The sequence below is a fragment of the Sporomusa intestinalis genome (assembly GCF_055383785.1).
Genome location: NZ_AP042390.1, coordinates 1,662,220 through 1,679,005 on the forward strand (window position 1 = coordinate 1,662,220; position 16,786 = coordinate 1,679,005).

Sequence of the window (16,786 nt, forward strand, 5' to 3'; positions counted from 1 at the left end):
TCCATACTGGCGGGGGTGAAGGTGTGGCAGAGTTACGGCGGATCATGATAAGTATTCCGAATGCCTTGTTGCAGGAAGTAGACGGCATAATAGCTATGGACAAATTGAGCAGAAGTCAGTTTGTCAGAGAAGCCATGCGTCTTTATATAGAAGAACGCAAGCGAAAAGCGGTACGGGATATGATGAAAAAGGGGTATCAGGAAATGGCGGTCATAAATCTGGCATTGGCCGAGGAAGGCCTGCTGGCTGATATTGACACATTTGAACTGATGCCCGGCCTGCTGGCGGAGCGTGAATAGCGATGATTGTCAAGCGCGGAGATATTTATTACGCTAATTTGAGTCCTGTGGTTGGCTCGGAGCAGGGAGGCCACAGGCCGGTTTTGGTCATTCAAAATGATGTTGGCAACAAATACAGCCCCACGGTTATTGTCGCGGCGATCACGTCACAGATATCCAAGGCCAAACTGCCCACACATGTTGAAGTAAATGCCAGTCAGTATAATCTTGAGAAAGATTCGGTGGTGCTGCTGGAGCAGCTCCGGACTATTGACAAGCGGCGTCTCAGGGAAAAAGTCACACATTTAAGTGAAGAGATTATGACCAGGGTGGACGAAGCGATACGGATCAGTATTGGCTTGGTTCAATTGTAGGGCTAGGTGTAGGCGGGAAACTGCCTATTTTTAGTTTGTCCTGCTGATTTTGCATGCTGCCGGTTTGGGCAGAGCTACATAGGGGAGAGAAAATGTAATGAAGTTAACACGCACTTGGTCATGGCTGGTTATAGCCGTGGCATTGTTTGCCGTTATTATTGCGACTGGCTGCGGCGGTGCCGGGACAACCGCCCAGCCTGGTGGCAAAGTGCCGGCTGCGGCTGCCGCCGGCGCGCCGCTGACTGTGCAGGTGCTTGATGTGGGCCAGGGCGATGCCATTCTGATCCGTACCAATGAACAGGTGGCGCTAATCGACACCGGCGATGTCCCGGCCAGGGATAAGCTGGTCAGGATGCTGAAAAGCCAGGGGATTACCACGGTGGATAAACTGATTATCACCCATCCGCACGCCGATCATATCGGGGGCGCTGCCGCTGTGTTGGCCAATTTTACTGTCCGGCAGGTATATGACAGCGGCCAGAAGACCACCACCAACCTGTACCGGCAATATTTAACCCAGATTAGCAAGAAAAAAATTCCCTTTACTGTGGTTGCGGCCGGAACAACCATCGAATTGGGTAATGAAGCAGTGCTCCGTGTCCTGGCGCCGGAGCAGCCGTTTATCGGCGGTTCGGAACCGGATTTGAACAATAATTCGATTGTGGCCAAGCTAGTATACGGGGATTTCTCCATGCTGATGACCGGGGATGCGGAAAAGGAAGCGGAGGAGCGGCTGCTTAAAAAAGGTGCGGCCGGCCTGAAGAGCACCTTGCTGAAAAGCGGCCACCACGGCAGCAAGACCTCTTCGACCCTGCCTTTTCTGAAAGCGGTGAAGGCCGAGGCTGCGCTTATCTCGCTGGGAGCCGGCAATGAGTACGGACATCCCCATAAAGTGGTCCTGAAGAGATACAGTGACAGAAAAATGCGGGTATACCGCACCGACACGGAGGGAACGCTGACTGTTACGAGCGATGGCAAGACCTATGCGATTATGAAGGAGCGATAAGCCTTTATGAAAGTAAAAGCAGTTATTGACCGGTTTGAGGGCAATAAGGCGGTATTATTGGTGGGGGAGCAGGAGGTGGGGGTCAATTGGCCCCGGGGGCTGCTGCCGGCAAGCAAGGAAGGCGATATTCTGGCCATCGAGATCACTGTCGATGCCGCAGCCACCAAACAGGCCCTGGCGGAGGCGGACGCCCTGCTGGAGCAGATTATTCGACAACAGGGGAATGAAAAATAACCGGCTGGGCGCCGGCTGTAACCCATTCAGGACAAATGTTGTAATTTTTTAGTAAATACGAGTCAAGTCCTGCAGGATTTTTGACAAAGATCACGAATATTATCAGGACACTTCGCGGTTTGGAGGTGCCTTGAGTGCGAAAGATAGCGTTTCTGTTTTTGCTTGTCCTGCTTATGCTTTCCTGGACAGGTGTATATGCCGCTCCGGATACAGCTCCCGCTGCCAAGCCTGCTATCGGCCTGCCGAAAGTAAGTGCCGGCAAAACTGTTGAGCCGCGCGGGTCCGGCCGTCAGTTGGAGTTGAGTCAGGTCAGGTGGGCCAATCATACCGAGGCCTTAACCGGTTCGGCCATGCTGCGGCTGGTCATGGATGTATCCGGCCCTGTGGAAGCAAGTGGTGTTGTTATTGCCGGTCCTACGCCGCAGTTAAGTGTAACCATAAAAGGGACAACCCCGGCCAAAACGATTAAAAATGTTACTTTTGACGGCAAAGTGCTGGAGAAAGTCAGCTTTGCCGTCAGCGGCAAGGATACCAAGGTGATTTTTGACCTGCCGAGCACGGTCGACGATTTGGACTACCGGGTATTTACCCTGCCCAGTGATCCCCAGGCCAAGAGGCCTTTCCGGGTTGTTGTCGATATCAACAAGCCTGTGCCTCTGCCTGATTATTCCTTTGCACCCGGTCTGAAAAACAAGGTCATTGTCCTTGATCCCGGCCATGGCGGCAGTGATCCCGGGGCAATCGGCCCCAGTAATTATATGGAGAAAACCGCAACGCTGGCGGTGGCCAAGCGGGTTCAGGCCTTGCTCGAGAAGGCCGGGGCCAAGGTCATTATGACCCGCGAGGACGACCGTGATGTTTTTGGCCCCAAGGCGTCAGCGGTGGAAGAGCTTAGCGCCCGGTCGGGGCTTGCGAACAGCCGGAAGGCGGATGTGTTTTTAAGTATCCATATAAATGCCTTTACCGACCCGTCTGTAGGCGGCACGTCCACGTATTACTACCAGAAAACAAAATATGATTTGATGTTGGCCCAGGCCTTGCAAACAAGTCTGGTGGAGGCGGGGAAACTGCAGGACCGCCGGGTGAATCCCGCCAACTTTTATGTGATTAAGCGGACCCGGATGCCGGCGGCGCTGATTGAGCTGGCGTTTATTTCGAACCCTGATGAGGAAAAACTCCTCAGCCTGCCCGATTTTCAACAGAAAATGTCTCTAGGAATAGTTCGGGGGCTGGAACGGTTTTTTGACCAGGCTGCCAAGCTAAACTAAAGAGGTGGGTATTATGAAAAATAATTTGAGATTGCTAATAATGGCCTTCCTGCTGACAGTAATGGTTTTGGCTGCCGGCTGCGACAGTTCGGCGCCTGTTAATCAGCCGGCAGCGGGAACGGAGGAGACGACCCCGGTACAATCGCCGCAACCCGGCACGGCTGCCAGTCCGGAACGGACGATGCAGCTTGTTGTTTACCATGCGACGAAAGACGCTATGCTGCTTGTGCCTGAGGTTCATAAAGTGCCTGTCAACAGCCAGCCGGCCCGCACTGCGATTGAATTGCTGCTAACCGGGACGAAAGACCCGGCCCTTGTCAGTGTTATGCCGGCCGGGACGAAACTGAAAAACCTGAAAGTTAAAGACCATATAGCCTATGTGGATTTTGACGATAAAATCATCAAAAAGAATGTGGGCGGCTCGACCAGCGAAACCTTGCTGGTCGGCGCTATTGTCAATACCCTTACCGAGTTCCCCGATATTCACCAGGTGCAGATTTTGGTTGAAGGCAAAAAGATTAACACGATTACAGGCCACATGGATATCAGTGAACCCTTGAGCCGGTCAGACAAGATTATTAAAAAACAGTAAAAAAACAGCAGTTCTTCTGAAGAACTGCTGTTTTTTAAGTTCAGTTCCGTTTTAATGTCAGCCCGTATTTGTGCAGTTTTTTGAGCACTGCTGTATGGGATAAGCCTAAAACGGTTCCTAACTGCCGGGAGGTTGTGTGCTTGGCCATCGCTTTTATGAGGACCTCCTGCTCAACCTCTCTGACAATTTCTTCTAATGTCCGGTTGCAGGCCTGGGGGAGGGCTGGTGTCACCGGTGAATAATCCTGATCGAAGATAATATGTTCGGCCTGGATGATGTTGCCGATAACGATGGTGACGGCGCGTTCAATCACATTCTCCAGCTCGCGGATATTGCCGGGCCAGTGGTAGCTGGTCAGCTTTGCCAGCGCCTGCTGGCTGATGGTGTCGGTCTCTTTCTGGAGACGGGCGGCACAGCGCTTGAGAAAAAGCTGGATCAAGAGGGGGATATCGTCTTTGCGCTCACGGAGCGGCGGGATGAATAAGGGGATTACATTTAGCCGGTAATACAGATCTTCCCGAAAACTGCCTTTCATAATCATACTTTCCAGATTCCGGTTGGTTGCTGCCAGGACCCGGACATTTACGGGAATTTCACGGCTGCTGCCGATCCGCCTGACTTTGCCCTCCTGCAGCACCCGCAGCAGTTTAGCCTGCAGGTGGGCAGGGATTTCGCCGATTTCATCCAGAAAAATAGTGCCGTTGTTGGCGAATTCAAACAAGCCCGGTTTGCCGCCTTTGGCGGCGCCGGTAAAGGCTCCGTCCTCATAGCCGAACAGCTCGCTCTCCAGCAGGGCATCGGGGATGGCGGCGCAGTTCAGCGGCACAAAGATTTTTTTACCGCGCGGTGAGGCGGCATGCAGCGCCCTGGCGATCAGTTCCTTGCCTGTACCGGTTTCCCCCCGGATAAGTACGGTCGACTCCCCTCTGGCAATGGATTTGGCAAAGGTAACGACCCGTTGCATGGACTGACTGGTAAATAGGATCTCATCAAAAGTTACTTTTAACTGGCTGGTCATAGTTAAGACCAGTTCACGGACGGCGCTGATGTCTTTAATAATGGCTACAGCGCCAATGATACGTCCGGTTTTATCAATGATCGGCCGCCCGCTTGACAAATAATGGCTTTTGGTTTTTTCCAGCATAACCTCGCGGTTGTTATAGCGGGTCCCGACATGCAAGGCCTCCAGCAGCGGACTGTTGGCGGGAAAGACAGCAGTAAATGCCTGCCCCAGCACCTCGCTCGCCGGTAGCTGGATAATTTTCTCGGCCGCCGGATTGTATTGGGTAATGCGGCCGTCAAGGTCAATCCCGATTATGCCGTCACTAACCGAGGTCAGCACGGCGTTAAGCTGTTCTGCCCGCTCCTGATGCGGCATGAGGGTAATCTCGTTTACTGCTGTTACCTGCTCAATCCTGCACAGCTCGTGGATAAGCGCTTGTTTCCCGATATCATCCAGCGGCTCGATTTCAATATAAATTGTGTTAAGTTCGAGCTCCATGGAGATAATATTGATTTCTCTGGCCGCAAGCACCCGTGAGATATCAAGGACAAGGCCGAGCCTGTCAATATTGGATATTTTTAATCGCAGCTTATCCATTTTGAGGCCTCCTGACGTTTGTGTCCACTACCTATGGAATAAATTTGCTGTTTTGACAGGAATTCCTTTGTTGCGTACAACTTTTTTTTGGTTTGTGGTATACTACCCTTGCAGGAAATGCCTGCCTAAAAGAGAAGTAATGGTAGAAACATTACGCAGCCATGAAGGTGGTGTGTTTTCCTTTGGATGAGCTTAGCGAATTAGGTGAATTTGGCCTGATTGATTTAATCAAACAGGATACGATCAATGATCCCAGCCGGGTAATTGTTGGCATTGGTGATGATGCTGCGGTGGTTTTGCCTGCGCCCCGTCAGCTGCAGCTGCTGACGGCCGACATGCTTGTGGAAAAAATTCACTTTGATCTGACGACAACAACACCCTGGCAGCTTGGCTATAAAGCGATTGCGGTTAATCTGAGTGATATTGCGGCTATGGGGGGAGCTCCGAGGCATGCGGTTGTGTCCGTGGCTTTGCCCCCGTCTATCCCGGTGGAATTTGTTGTCAATCTATATAAAGGCATGAAAGAAATATGCCGCGAGTTTGGCGTCAACATTGTCGGCGGCGATACCGTTGCCAGCCTGCAGGGGCTGGTCATTAACGTGACCGTAACCGGCGAGGTGGAACCGGCTAAGCTGGTGCGCCGTTCCGGCGCCAGGCCCGGTGACCTGGTGGCTGTTACCGGCACACTGGGCAATTCGGCCGCCGGCTTAGCCCTGCTGCAGGCCGGCAAATGGGAGGATGAGGACTTTGCCTGGCCGTTGGTTACGGCCCATCTGACGCCCCGGCCCCAGGTCAGAACCGGCCAGCTGCTGGCAGCGCTTGGCGCTACCAGTATGGACGATATCAGTGACGGGCTGGCGAGCGAGGCCCATGAAATAGCTAAGGCCAGTCAGGTAGGGATCAGACTGTTTGCCGGCCAAATCCCGCTGGCGCCGGAACTGGCTGCGGCCGCTGCCAGGTTTAGCAAACCGGCTATTGACTATGCCCTGTTCGGCGGTGAGGATTTTCAGCTCGTGTTTACAATGGAGCCGGAAAAATTCGCAACGCTGGTGACCCGGCACCCGGAGCTGGCAGTAGCGAGGGTGGGCGAGGTGGTTGCTGCCGGCGAGGGTGTGACCCTGGTCGATGCAGCAGGCTGCGGGCAAGAACTGAAACCCCGGGGGTTTAATCATTTCCGCCAGGAGGAGTAATACCTTATGCTAGTTATTAAGACTCACTCGCCTGATGAAACGTATGCCTTTGGCAAAAAGGTGGCTAGGTTATTGAAATCAGGCGATGTTTTATGTTTGTCCGGTGACTTGGGCGCCGGCAAAACCCTGTTAAGTCAGGGCATTGCCGCCGGTTTGGCTGTGGCGGCGAGTGTCACCAGCCCAACTTTCACTGTCCTTAATGTATATGAGGGAATAACCGGCAGTGGTCAGGAACTGCCGGTATATCATTTTGATCTTTACCGGCTGCAGCATCCGGCTGAACTTGCCGATATTGGCTTTGATTATTATCTGGGGGCTCACGGCATTGCTATTATTGAATGGCCGGACAAATTCCCGGAATTTTTGCCGGACGAACGTCTGTGGCTGACAATCAAGGCCGGTGGCGGCCCCGGTGAGCGGACTCTTTGTCTTACTGCCGCCGGGACAAGATATGTAGAGCTTTGTGAGGAGTTGAAACAGATTGCCGATTCTTGCCATTGATACAGCCACCCTTGTGTCCAGTGTTGCGATTGCCACACCGGCGGCGCTGGTGGCTGAACTTACAGTTCAGACACGCAAGACCCATTCCGAACGGTTAATGCCTCATATTGCCAGTCTGCTTACTATGGCCGAGATTTCGCAAACCAGCCTTAAAGCCATTGCTGTAAGCAATGGCCCCGGCTCTTTTACCGGGCTCAGAATTGGTCTGGCTACCGCCAAAGCCCTGGCCTATGCGCTTAATATCCCCTTAATCGGGGTGCCGACTTTAGCCGCAATGGCTTTTGCCTGCCCGGCGCCGGGAGTATTGCTGGCACCGATGCTTGATGCCCAGAAAGGCAATGTGTATTTGGGTTTATATGAATGGTGCCAGGGAGTTATGACGGAAGTGGAACCGCCGCGGGTGGTGCCTTTTGCCGAGGCCAAGGCGGAGCTGGCGGCTAAGGGCAAGCCTGCCCTGCTGCTGGGGGAGGCGGCTGTTATGTATAAGGACGAGATTGAGCAGCCGGCGCCGCCCCATGTTGTTATGCCCCGGGCCGGCAGTGTGGCAGTGCTGGCCCAGCAGCTGTATGACCAGGGGGTAAGACATGATGTAGCCACACTGGAACCACTATATATCAGGCGTTCCGAGGCTGAAGAGCTGTGGGAACGGCGGCATTCGCAGGAGTGTCGCTGAAATGCCGGAATGTACCGTGCGGCGCATGCAGAAGGGCGATATTGATGAAGTGCTGATTATTGAACAGGCAGCCTTTGCCACGCCCTGGTCACGGGCTGCTTTTGAAGAAGAAATCGGCAATAATGACCTGGCCCATTACCTGGTTATGAGTGACGGCCGCCGCATTGTGGGCTATGGCGGTTTCTGGCTGATTATGGATGAAGCCCATGTAACCAACATTGCACTGCTGCCGTCCTATCACGGCCGCGGTCTGGGCCTGCTCTTGCTGGAACATATGATTCTTGCTGCCAAAGTCAAAGGCGCAGCCAGTATGACGCTGGAGGTCCGTCCGTCCAACACCGCAGCCCGCAAGCTGTACTCACGGCGCGGCTTTATCGAGCGTGGCATTCGTCCCAATTATTATGCCGAAATCGGCGAAGACGCGCTTATTATGTGGCTTGATAACCTATAGGCATAAAAAGAGGAGCCACGCTAGATTGTGGCCCCAGGGTGATTGTGTAAGATAACATATGCGGGTCCCGGTAAAAAGGTGACAAAATGGAACAGGGCGGCCATAGCCGCCCTGTGCTTTACCATCTATCGGAGAGTAGATTCATACTGTTCGATCATTTTACGAACCATGTGACCGCCTACGCGACCGCAGTCAGCGGAAGTCATAGTGTACCAGCCTTGGCTGCGAACGCGCTCAGCTATACCTAACTCATTAGCTACTTCCATTTTCATTTTGTCCAGAGCGTTTTCTGCACCAGGACTAACGGGCTTGTTTGAGCGTGCCATATTATTCGCACCTCCTTTCCGGGACTGTATGTTGTTGTCCTTGGTTTTAATTTGGCTTACTTTCGGGATTCTAATACATCATTTGCACCATGTAATAATTAGCAGACACTGATGGAGGTCTTTCAATGAAACAAAGCTTAACATTGGCGCTGGAAACAAGCTGTGATGAAACCTCGGCGGCTGTGGTTGCCAACGGACGTACTGTATTGGCCAATATTATTTCCTCGCAAATACCGACACATCAGAAATTTGGCGGGGTTGTGCCGGAGATTGCCTCCCGCAAGCATATTGAAAACGTTATCCCGGTTATCGATCAGGCTCTGACCGCGGCGGGGACAACCCTGGCGGCAGTTGACGCGATTGGTGTTACCTATGGCCCCGGTTTGGTCGGCGCCCTGCTGGTCGGGGTGGCGACAGCCAAGGCGCTGGCCTTCTCTTTGCATAAGCCGCTCATTGGCGTGAACCATCTGGAAGGGCATATCTTTGCCAATTTCCTGGCCCATCCTGAACTGGAGCCGCCCTTTGTGGCCCTGGTAGTATCCGGCGGCCATACGTCGCTGATTTATCTGAAAAATTACAATGAGCTTGAACTGCTGGGACAGACCCGTGACGATGCAGCCGGTGAGGCGTTTGATAAAATTGCCCGGGTCATGAACTTTCCGTATCCGGGCGGTCCGTATATTGATCAGGCCGCTAAACAGGGCAATCCGGCCGCTATTGCCTTTCCCCGGGCTTTTACCGCCAAAAACGGGGAAAATAAATTCGCTTTTAGCTTCAGCGGTTTAAAATCAGCGGTGTTGAACTACCTGAACAGTGCGGCCCAGCGGGGGGAGACGGTCAGCATTCCTGATGTGGCTGCCAGCTTTCAGGCCGCTGTGGTTGATGTGCTGGTTATGAAAACGCTGGCGGCTGCCGACCAGGCCGGTGTTGATAACATTGTTCTGGCCGGCGGGGTGGCGGCTAATTCAGCCCTGCAGGCTGAGTTAACTGTACAAGCTAAAAGCCGGGGCCTTGCCGTTTTTTATCCGCCGCCGGTGCTGTGTACAGATAATGCGGCAATGATTGCCTGCCGGGCTCATTATCAGTACTTAGCCGGTGATTTCTCCGACCTTAATCTGAATGCGGTGCCTTCACTGACATTGGGGGCCCGGTAATGTGGACAACTATCTGTAAAATAATTGTGGATAATGTGGGTAAGATTATAAAAATAGCATATTTTCCTGTAATAAAGGGCCATATTGCTGTGCATAACCCTGTGGATATTGTGGATAACCCGGGGATAACCCTGGGGATTTTGTCAAAAGCGGCAGTAGAGTGTAACTTTGTAAATTTAGTACCAGCTAACAAGGAATTTTGAAAGTTGCAGTTGAATACATACAAGATTAAGCAGGTCTGTGTCTTGGCCATGTTATATTTTAGTTTTAGGGCGAGACAAAATGGCAAAGGGCAAGGAAGCACCGACGACGCATACTGGAAGGGGTCTGCTAGGAGGGGCTGACGCCGCCATTGGCCATTTTGGCCGTCATCAAACTAAAAAGATAATGTGGTCAAGACACTAGGTCTTGTTTCAGGGAACGGGGGAAAAGTTTATGGGGGTAGCGGCAGATATTTGCCGGAAGATAACGAGTTTAACGCCAAGCCAGACTCAATTTATTGATAAAGTATCAAGCGTTCTGGGGCTGGCTGCCGACCTCGCGCATGCTCAGGTTACCCTGTATGCTGCGGCCCGCAATGAAAACTTTTTGGCTATTGTCGCGCAGGCTAAACCCAATACCAGTTATATCGATTTTAAAACCAATATTTTGGGCAGTACCGTGCAGTCGAGTGAAGAGCCTTTGGTATGGCGGACGCTGGTTTCCGGTGCCAATATCGCCGGCCAGCGGGAATGGGCCCTTGGCATGGATGCACTGGAGATGAGGGTTTTCCCCATCAAAGACCCGGACGGCCAGATTATTGCCGCCGCCAGCTTTGAGACCAATAGCCAGGAGGCCAGCGCCAATGGTCACGGCATGCTGGTGGAAACGGCTTATATGCTGTTGACGATGGCTGCGGACGGCGGTTCGCTGGGCCGAAAAATTTACCGGCCTCTGGCAACCCGTGACGGTATTGTGATCATTGATGAGCGGGGGCATATTGTATTTGCCAATTCCGCCGCCGATGCCATTTACAAAGTGCTGGGCATCAACCATATTATCGGCCGGCGGGTATCGGACCGGCAGGTTAATATGAAACTCGCCCAGCAGGCCCTGTCGACAGGGCTGCCGGTGGAAAAAGAAGCCGAAGCCGGCAACATGATCCTGGTACAGCGGGCTATTCCGATCTTTGTCGGCGGCCTGGTGGTGCGTACTGTCTTTATTGTGGCCGATGTTACCGAACTCAGGAAAAAAGAAAAAGAACTGCTGGTCAAGTCAGCGGTCATTCAGGAGATACACCACCGGGTCAAGAATAATCTCCAGACGATTGCCAGCTTACTCAGATTACAGGCCAGGCGTACTACCACGCCGGAAGTGAAGGCCGCGCTGCGGGAAAGCGTCAACCGGATATTGAGCATATCGGTTGTGCATGAATTTTTGTCGCAACAGGACCGGGAATATATTGATGTGGCGGAAGTCACGAAAAATATATTGGATTTGGTTATTCAAAATATGCTTGAGCCTGATTTTAATATTGAAACAGTGCTTAACGGCCAGACGGTAATTTTGCCGTCTGAGCAGGCCAGCAGTCTGGCCCTGGTAATCAACGAGCTAATACAAAATTCGATTGAGCACGGCTTTGTCGGACGTAAAGAGGGATTAATTGGTGTGGATATCGCGACAACACCGGATAGTTATCAAATAGATATCTATGACAACGGTATCGGTCTTCCTGCGGAGTTTTGCCTGCAAAGTACCAATAGTCTGGGCCTCCAAATTGTCAGAACACTGATAGAAAACGACCTTGGCGGGCACTTCCGCCTGTTCTCCAGTGCCGGAACCCATGCTTTTATTACCATTCCCCGGCTGACAGAAGGGGCTAAAGAGGCGAAGGAGGAATAATATGGACGCTTTGCGGATAGTAATTGCCGATAATGAGTCAATTATCAGGATGGACCTAAAAGAATTACTGGAAGAAGCGGGACATACTGTGGTCGGCGAAGCGGCAGACGGAGCCAAAGCCGTTGAGCTGGCTCGCAAGCACCGCCCTGATCTTGTTGTTATGGATATTAAAATGCCGGAAATGGATGGCATTACCGCTGCTAAAATTATTTCTAATGAAAAACTGTCGCCTGTGCTCCTCTTAACTGCTTTCAGTCAGAAGGAAATAGTAGAAAAGGCTAAGGACTCGGGCGTATTAGCCTATCTGGTCAAGCCTGTTAAAGAAGCGAACCTGTTTCCGGCCATGGAGATTGCTTTATCCCGGTTCCAGGAGTTTGCTGAGCTGGAACGGGAACTGGAGGAGGTTAAAAACTCACTGGAAACCAGGAAGGTTCTTGACCGGGCCAAGGGAATCCTGATGGATGCGTATAGTTTAACCGAAAGCGAGGCTTATCGCCGCATTCAGCAGTACAGTATGAGCAAACGCAAATCAATCCGGGATGTGGCGGCGGCTATTGTGGAGTCAGCCACCCGCAAACGTTAAGAGCATATTTGCTGCCGGGCAGGGGTTTTAACAGTCCCTGCCCTCAGTTTTGATATTTTTTTTTATTTTTTATGCATTTTTTACTGAAATGGACTTGATTTTTTCGAGCGAATTCTATATTATAAATTATGGAATTAGCACTCAACTTAAGTGAGTGCTAACAACAAACAGTTAATTTTAACACACTATAAAGGGAGGTTCTTTACATGATTAAGCCATTAGGCGACAGAGTTGTAATTGAAGCTTTGGCAAAGGAGGAAATGACCAAGAGTGGTATCGTTCTTCCTGACACAGTCAAGGAGAAGCCGCAAGAGGGTAAAATTGTGGCTGTTGGTACAGGAAAAACTCTGGAAAACGGCCAAAAGGTTGCCTTGGATGTTAAAGTTGGCGACAAAATTATTTTCTCTAAATATGCCGGCACTGAAGTCAAGGTTGAAGGCAAAGAATATCTCATCATCAGTGAGCGCGATATCCTGGCTATTATTGAATAATCAGCTAATTATCATAAAATGAAAGGTAGGTAATACATAAATGGCTAAACAAATTTTGTTTGATGAAGAAGCACGCCGTGCACTGGAGCGGGGCGTAAATGCCCTGGCTAATGCTGTTAAGGTTACTTTAGGACCTAAAGGCCGCAATGTAGTGCTTGACAAGAAATTCGGTGCTCCAGCCATCACGAATGACGGTGTAACCATTGCCCGTGACATTGATCTGGAAGATCCGTTTGAGAATATGGGGGCCCAGCTTGTTAAAGAAGTTGCCACCAAAACAAATGATGTAGCCGGTGACGGTACAACTACCGCTACTCTGTTAGCTCAGGCCATGATTCGCGAAGGCATGAGAAATGTGGCGGCCGGCGCTAATCCGATGATCCTGAAAAAAGGCATTCAGCAGGCAGTCAACGTGCTTGTTGACGAAATCAAAAAAAGCGCCAAGAAAGTGGAAACCAAGGACGCTATCGCTCAGGTTGCCTCCATTTCCGCCGGCGATGAAGAAATCGGTTCCCTGATTGCCGAAGCGATGGAAAAAGTCGGCAAAGACGGTGTTATCACTGTGGAAGAATCCAAAACCATGGGCACCGACCTTGATGTTGTGGAAGGCATGCAGTTTGACCGTGGTTATATCTCCCCGTACATGATTACTGATCCGGACAAAATGGAAGCTGTTTTAAGCGATCCCTATGTCCTCATTACCGACCGTAAGATCGGCGCAATTGCCGACCTGCTGCCGGTCCTGGAAAAAGTCGTTCAACAGGGCAAAGAACTGCTGATCATTGCCGAAGATGTGGAAGGCGAAGCCCTGGCCACTTTGGTTGTTAACAAACTTCGCGGCACCTTCCGCGCTGTCGCTGTGAAAGCTCCCGGTTTTGGCGACCGCAGAAAAGCTATGCTGGAAGACATCGCTATCATAACCGGCGGGGCTGTGATCACCGAAGAACTGGGACGCAAGCTTGACAGCGTAACCCTTGAAGATCTTGGCCGCGCCCGTCAGATCCGCGTGTCCAAGGAAGAAACCACGATTGTTGACGGCAGCGGTCAAAATGACGAAATCAAAAAACGCGTGAATCAGATTCGTGCGCAAATCGAAGAAACCACTTCTGATTTCGATAAGGAAAAGCTGCAGGAGCGTTTGGCCAAACTGGCTGGCGGCGTAGCTGTTATCCAGGTAGGCGCTGCTACCGAGGTTGAACTGAAAGAAAAAAAACTCCGTATTGAAGACGCTCTGAACGCAACCCGCGCTGCGGTGGAGGAAGGCATTGTTGCCGGCGGCGGTACTACCTTCATCGACATTCAGGATAGCCTGGCTAACCTGAAACTGATCGGCGATGAAAAAACCGGTGTTGAAATCGTGAAACGCGCGATTGAGGAACCGGTACGTCAAATCGCCAACAACGCCGGCCTGGAAGGCTCCGTTGTTGTTGAGAATGTTAAGAAAACCGGTAAGGGTATTGGCTTTAATGCCCTGACCGAAGAATATGTTGACATGATTGCCGCCGGCATTGTTGACCCGGCGAAGGTTACCCGCTCCGCCCTGCAAAACGCGGCCAGCATTTCCTCGATGGTTCTTACCACCGAAACCCTTGTTGCCGATAAGCCGGAAAAAGACGCAGCAGCTCCTGCCGGCATGGGCGGCATGGGTGGTATGGGCGGCATGGGCGGCATGGGCGGCATGATGTAATCAGCCCCTGGAACCCCAGTAAAATCGGGATTCTAAGTGTTGCCTAACGTTTAACGCAACTATTTTGTTGCCGCAAGTAGCATAAAAAATTAGAGGTTGTCCATGAGTTGTGATCGAACTTATGGACAGCCTCTTTTTCATTTTATATCTTTAATTAAGACAAATATGGCTGGCAGTAAATTACTTCCCCGGCCGGTCTGCCGGGTCTTCGTCAAGCGGTTTGCCGGCGGCAGGCTGCAGATCCGGTACTGCTGCGCGTACTGGTTCACTTTCCTGCCAGCGCTGGTAGCCATAGATAAAGACAGACAGCGTTGTAGTAATTAGTAATATTTGAAAATAGGATATGTAAGACACCCACACGCCCCGCCGGACAAACCAATCAATCAGGAAAAAGATTAACAGATAATCCAGCACAATATTTGTGGTCAGATACAGCCAAAAGCGTCCGTACGTGTATTTGAGTATCCAGACCGGGGCAAGCAGATACGGGCCGTAAACGAAAGCGGGAATATTGACAAGCGGGTAGGACGGTTCGGTAACTGCCCACAGGCGCAAGGAAATTCCTGTTTCAAAAATAAAGATAAATGCAAGCGAACAAAATAAAGCAGCAGGCATATACCGTTTTATATCTGCTTGCCTGAGAAACACCGTGGATAGCCAGGCTAAGGCCACACTTGACCATAAAAGCATTTGATTGCTCAAAGCGATCAGCTCCATTCTTGCTATTACTATCAGTATTGCTTTGTCAGTGGTAATTATGTATGCGGCCGGCCTTCATTTTACTGGGAGCGGAAACGACTGTCATACTTTTGTCACATTTCCATATTATGATGGAAGTAGTAAATACAGGGAGGAAATGCTTATGAACAGCCTCGTTAAGAAAACCGTGGTTTATTCCCTGGTCGGGATTCTGCAATCTGGCCTGTTTGCAACCGTAGCCGAGGCTTCAGCATTATATAATTCCAATTCGCAGCAAATCGTTCAGCTTGGCCGGCATGACCGGCATGACCGGGATCGGCATGACCGCGAGCGCTATGAACGGGAGCGGCGGCGGGAGCACAAAGAGCGGTTGCGCCGGGAAAATGAACGGCATGAACGGGAAATGAGACGCCGTAAGCACGAAAGTGAACGGGCCTGGCGGGAGCGCCAAAGGCATGAAAAAGAACGCCATGACCGCCACTTGCGTGAAATTGCCGCTTTATTGATTGGTATTGCCATCGGCAGCTCGTCCAAGGATTAAACGTGTAGCCTGTCTAATAGCCATACCCTGAGGGTATGGCTATTTTAGTTTTCCACCAATATTTTCTAAAGAAATTCAAAGGAACGGATGATATAGTAAAAGTATAATAAGAAAAAGGAAGTGTATCGATATGAAAATAGCAATGAAAAAACTAGTCGTTTATTCTATGCTTGGCCTGCTGCAGGTGGGGATGTTTTCTTCCGTAGCGGCAGCGGCACCAGGCCCCTTACATAATAACGGTTCACAACGCATAGCCCATCTTGACCGTAATGATCATGACCATAAGCGGGAGCAGGAGCGGCGGCGCGAGCATGACGAACGTAAACGCCAGGAAAATGAACGCCATGAACGGGAGATGAAGCGGCGGCCGCATGAAAGCCACCGGGAATGGAAGGAACGCCAGGAACGGGAAAAAGAACGCCATGACAAGGCATTACGTGAAATCGCCGCTTTATTGATTGGTATTGCTATTGGCTCCGCTTCAAATAATTAGCTATGATGGAAGCTGTTCGCCCGCAGGGGTGAGCGGCTTCTTTTTTCTACTGGCGGCAGGCGGAGATGATCCTCAATTTTTGTTTGCCGATTGCCGATTTTATTATGTCTGATAATAGTCTGTAGAAAACTGGGGACTATATGTTATAATCGATGATTCCAGTACTTCCTGTCAGGGAGGCTATTTGTTTTGGCATATTAGAATTTAATTTGAGGGTACATACAGAGATGTTGATCTTCTTTTTTAGAGTGCTTCTGCTTTCTTCATTCCTGGTTGCGGCAATTAAATTAGGAGATTGGAAAAACTGGCAAAGATATTATCCGACTGTTCTCTTTGTTATGGTTGTTAATTTGGCTGCAAGTTTCATAACCTATCATCACATTTTGTGGAACTATAATCCGGATATATTCGTACAGACCCAAACAACTATAGAACTTATTAATGCGTTTGTACTGCTGCCGGCCGTGGTATTTATATATTTGTCCCTGTTTCCGTTTGACAGCAGCAAAGTGTATCAAGCCGGCTATATTGCATTCTGGATCCTGCTTTTCAGTTGCATAGAGTTGTTCGCCCATTATATAGTCGGCAGTCTCTCTTATAAAAATGATTGGTCATGGCTTGATTCTTTTGTTTTTGATATCGCGATGTTTTCTATTACCCGTCTGCATTATTCGCGACCTGTCTGGGCCTGGGGGATCAGTCTGATCATTACGGCCATCATTTATACTTGTTTTGGCCTTAGCGGCGGTGAGTTTAAATAGAAT

Annotated in this window: 22 protein-coding genes; 19 read left to right on the forward strand and 3 right to left on the reverse strand. The window is 50.7% G+C overall.

Features of this window, described 5'->3' with window-relative positions; translation table 11 throughout:
• Positions 1-23 precede the first annotated feature (23 nt).
• The 6 genes from ACZ481_RS07465 to ACZ481_RS07490 all read left to right on the forward strand — a co-directional run bounded on the left by ACZ481_RS07465 (position 24) and on the right by ACZ481_RS07490 (position 3,752).
• Entirely contained in the window at positions 24-299 is a 276-nt protein-coding gene (locus ACZ481_RS07465) for a CopG family ribbon-helix-helix protein (protein WP_325522140.1), read from the forward strand.
• Between the two features lie 2 nt (positions 300-301).
• Positions 302-652, forward strand: coding sequence for a type II toxin-antitoxin system PemK/MazF family toxin (locus tag ACZ481_RS07470; RefSeq protein WP_464769536.1), 351 nt, complete (start codon positions 302-304; stop codon positions 650-652).
• Positions 653-749: 97 nt separating this feature from the next.
• A complete protein-coding gene (locus ACZ481_RS07475; protein WP_464769537.1) occupies positions 750-1,658 on the forward strand; it encodes a ComEC/Rec2 family competence protein in 909 nt (302 codons plus the stop codon).
• Between the two features lie 6 nt (positions 1,659-1,664).
• Entirely contained in the window at positions 1,665-1,892 is a 228-nt protein-coding gene (locus tag ACZ481_RS07480) for a DUF3006 domain-containing protein (RefSeq protein WP_464769538.1), read from the forward strand.
• A 134-nt stretch (positions 1,893-2,026) separates the two neighbouring features.
• Positions 2,027-3,160 (forward strand): N-acetylmuramoyl-L-alanine amidase family protein, encoded by a 1,134-nt coding sequence (locus ACZ481_RS07485; RefSeq protein ID WP_464769539.1) that lies wholly within the window; start codon positions 2,027-2,029, stop codon positions 3,158-3,160.
• Between the two features lie 13 nt (positions 3,161-3,173).
• On the forward strand, positions 3,174-3,752 hold the full coding sequence (locus ACZ481_RS07490) for a GerMN domain-containing protein (protein ID WP_464769540.1): 579 nt from the start codon (positions 3,174-3,176) through the stop codon (positions 3,750-3,752).
• A 40-nt stretch (positions 3,753-3,792) separates the two neighbouring features.
• On the opposite strand, the gene ACZ481_RS07495 is transcribed toward ACZ481_RS07490, so the two are convergent.
• Positions 3,793-5,352 (reverse strand): sigma 54-interacting transcriptional regulator, encoded by a 1,560-nt coding sequence (locus ACZ481_RS07495; protein WP_464769541.1) that lies wholly within the window; start codon positions 5,350-5,352, stop codon positions 3,793-3,795.
• A 161-nt stretch (positions 5,353-5,513) separates the two neighbouring features.
• Here ACZ481_RS07495 and thiL point away from each other — a divergent pair, with 161 nt between their 5' ends.
• From thiL to rimI, 4 genes are read left to right on the forward strand one after another with little or no spacing between them, the layout of a single operon-like run.
• Positions 5,514-6,542, forward strand: coding sequence for a thiamine-phosphate kinase (gene thiL, locus ACZ481_RS07500; RefSeq protein WP_464769542.1), 1,029 nt, complete (start codon positions 5,514-5,516; stop codon positions 6,540-6,542).
• A 6-nt stretch (positions 6,543-6,548) separates the two neighbouring features.
• A complete protein-coding gene (gene tsaE / locus ACZ481_RS07505) occupies positions 6,549-7,043 on the forward strand; it encodes a tRNA (adenosine(37)-N6)-threonylcarbamoyltransferase complex ATPase subunit type 1 TsaE (protein WP_464769543.1) in 495 nt (164 codons plus the stop codon).
• Positions 7,024-7,716 carry a tRNA (adenosine(37)-N6)-threonylcarbamoyltransferase complex dimerization subunit type 1 TsaB gene (gene tsaB, locus ACZ481_RS07510; protein WP_464769544.1) on the forward strand — a complete coding sequence of 231 codons (693 nt, stop codon included), beginning with the start codon at positions 7,024-7,026 and terminating at the stop codon, positions 7,714-7,716. Before tsaE ends, tsaB begins: the two co-directional genes overlap by 20 nt.
• Position 7,717: 1 nt before the next feature.
• Positions 7,718-8,167, forward strand: coding sequence for a ribosomal protein S18-alanine N-acetyltransferase (gene rimI, locus ACZ481_RS07515; protein ID WP_464769545.1), 450 nt, complete (start codon positions 7,718-7,720; stop codon positions 8,165-8,167).
• Between the two features lie 125 nt (positions 8,168-8,292).
• Here the strand turns inward: rimI and ACZ481_RS07520 are convergent, their stop codons facing one another.
• Entirely contained in the window at positions 8,293-8,493 is a 201-nt protein-coding gene (locus ACZ481_RS07520; protein ID WP_464769546.1) for a small, acid-soluble spore protein, alpha/beta type, read from the reverse strand.
• A gap of 125 nt (positions 8,494-8,618) precedes the next feature.
• Here ACZ481_RS07520 and tsaD point away from each other — a divergent pair, with 125 nt between their 5' ends.
• From tsaD to groL, 6 genes are all read left to right on the forward strand, one after another.
• Complete coding sequence (gene tsaD / locus ACZ481_RS07525; protein ID WP_464769547.1) at positions 8,619-9,647, forward strand: tRNA (adenosine(37)-N6)-threonylcarbamoyltransferase complex transferase subunit TsaD; 1,029 nt, start codon at positions 8,619-8,621, stop codon at positions 9,645-9,647.
• Complete coding sequence (locus tag ACZ481_RS07530) at positions 9,647-9,850, forward strand: hypothetical protein (RefSeq protein ID WP_464769548.1); 204 nt, start codon at positions 9,647-9,649, stop codon at positions 9,848-9,850. Before tsaD ends, ACZ481_RS07530 begins: the two co-directional genes overlap by 1 nt.
• A 232-nt stretch (positions 9,851-10,082) precedes the next feature.
• Complete coding sequence (locus ACZ481_RS07535) at positions 10,083-11,528, forward strand: histidine kinase N-terminal domain-containing protein (RefSeq protein ID WP_464769549.1); 1,446 nt, start codon at positions 10,083-10,085, stop codon at positions 11,526-11,528.
• Position 11,529: 1 nt separating this feature from the next.
• Positions 11,530-12,111, forward strand: coding sequence for an ANTAR domain-containing response regulator (locus tag ACZ481_RS07540; protein ID WP_144349208.1), 582 nt, complete (start codon positions 11,530-11,532; stop codon positions 12,109-12,111).
• Between the two features lie 206 nt (positions 12,112-12,317).
• A complete protein-coding gene (gene groES, locus ACZ481_RS07545) occupies positions 12,318-12,602 on the forward strand; it encodes a co-chaperone GroES (protein WP_464769550.1) in 285 nt (94 codons plus the stop codon).
• A gap of 40 nt (positions 12,603-12,642) precedes the next feature.
• Positions 12,643-14,289 carry a chaperonin GroEL gene (gene groL / locus ACZ481_RS07550; RefSeq protein WP_464769551.1) on the forward strand — a complete coding sequence of 549 codons (1,647 nt, stop codon included), beginning with the start codon at positions 12,643-12,645 and terminating at the stop codon, positions 14,287-14,289.
• Between the two features lie 180 nt (positions 14,290-14,469).
• Here the strand turns inward: groL and ACZ481_RS07555 are convergent, their stop codons facing one another.
• Positions 14,470-14,979: a hypothetical protein gene (locus ACZ481_RS07555; RefSeq protein ID WP_464769552.1), complete on the reverse strand. Its 510-nt coding sequence runs from the start codon at positions 14,977-14,979 to the stop codon at positions 14,470-14,472.
• Positions 14,980-15,151: 172 nt separating this feature from the next.
• On the opposite strand from ACZ481_RS07555, the gene ACZ481_RS07560 reads away from it, so the two are divergent.
• The 3 genes from ACZ481_RS07560 (at position 15,152) to ACZ481_RS07570 (ending at position 16,783) form a co-directional block, all read left to right on the forward strand.
• The gene (locus tag ACZ481_RS07560) at positions 15,152-15,529 is read left to right on the forward strand and encodes a hypothetical protein (protein ID WP_464769553.1); all 378 of its coding nucleotides are present in this window, start codon (positions 15,152-15,154) and stop codon (positions 15,527-15,529) included.
• Between the two features lie 142 nt (positions 15,530-15,671).
• Complete coding sequence (locus ACZ481_RS07565) at positions 15,672-16,022, forward strand: hypothetical protein (RefSeq protein ID WP_464769554.1); 351 nt, start codon at positions 15,672-15,674, stop codon at positions 16,020-16,022.
• Between the two features lie 152 nt (positions 16,023-16,174).
• Positions 16,175-16,783, forward strand: coding sequence for a CBO0543 family protein (locus ACZ481_RS07570; RefSeq protein WP_464769555.1), 609 nt, complete (start codon positions 16,175-16,177; stop codon positions 16,781-16,783).
• Positions 16,784-16,786: the final 3 nt, after the last annotated feature.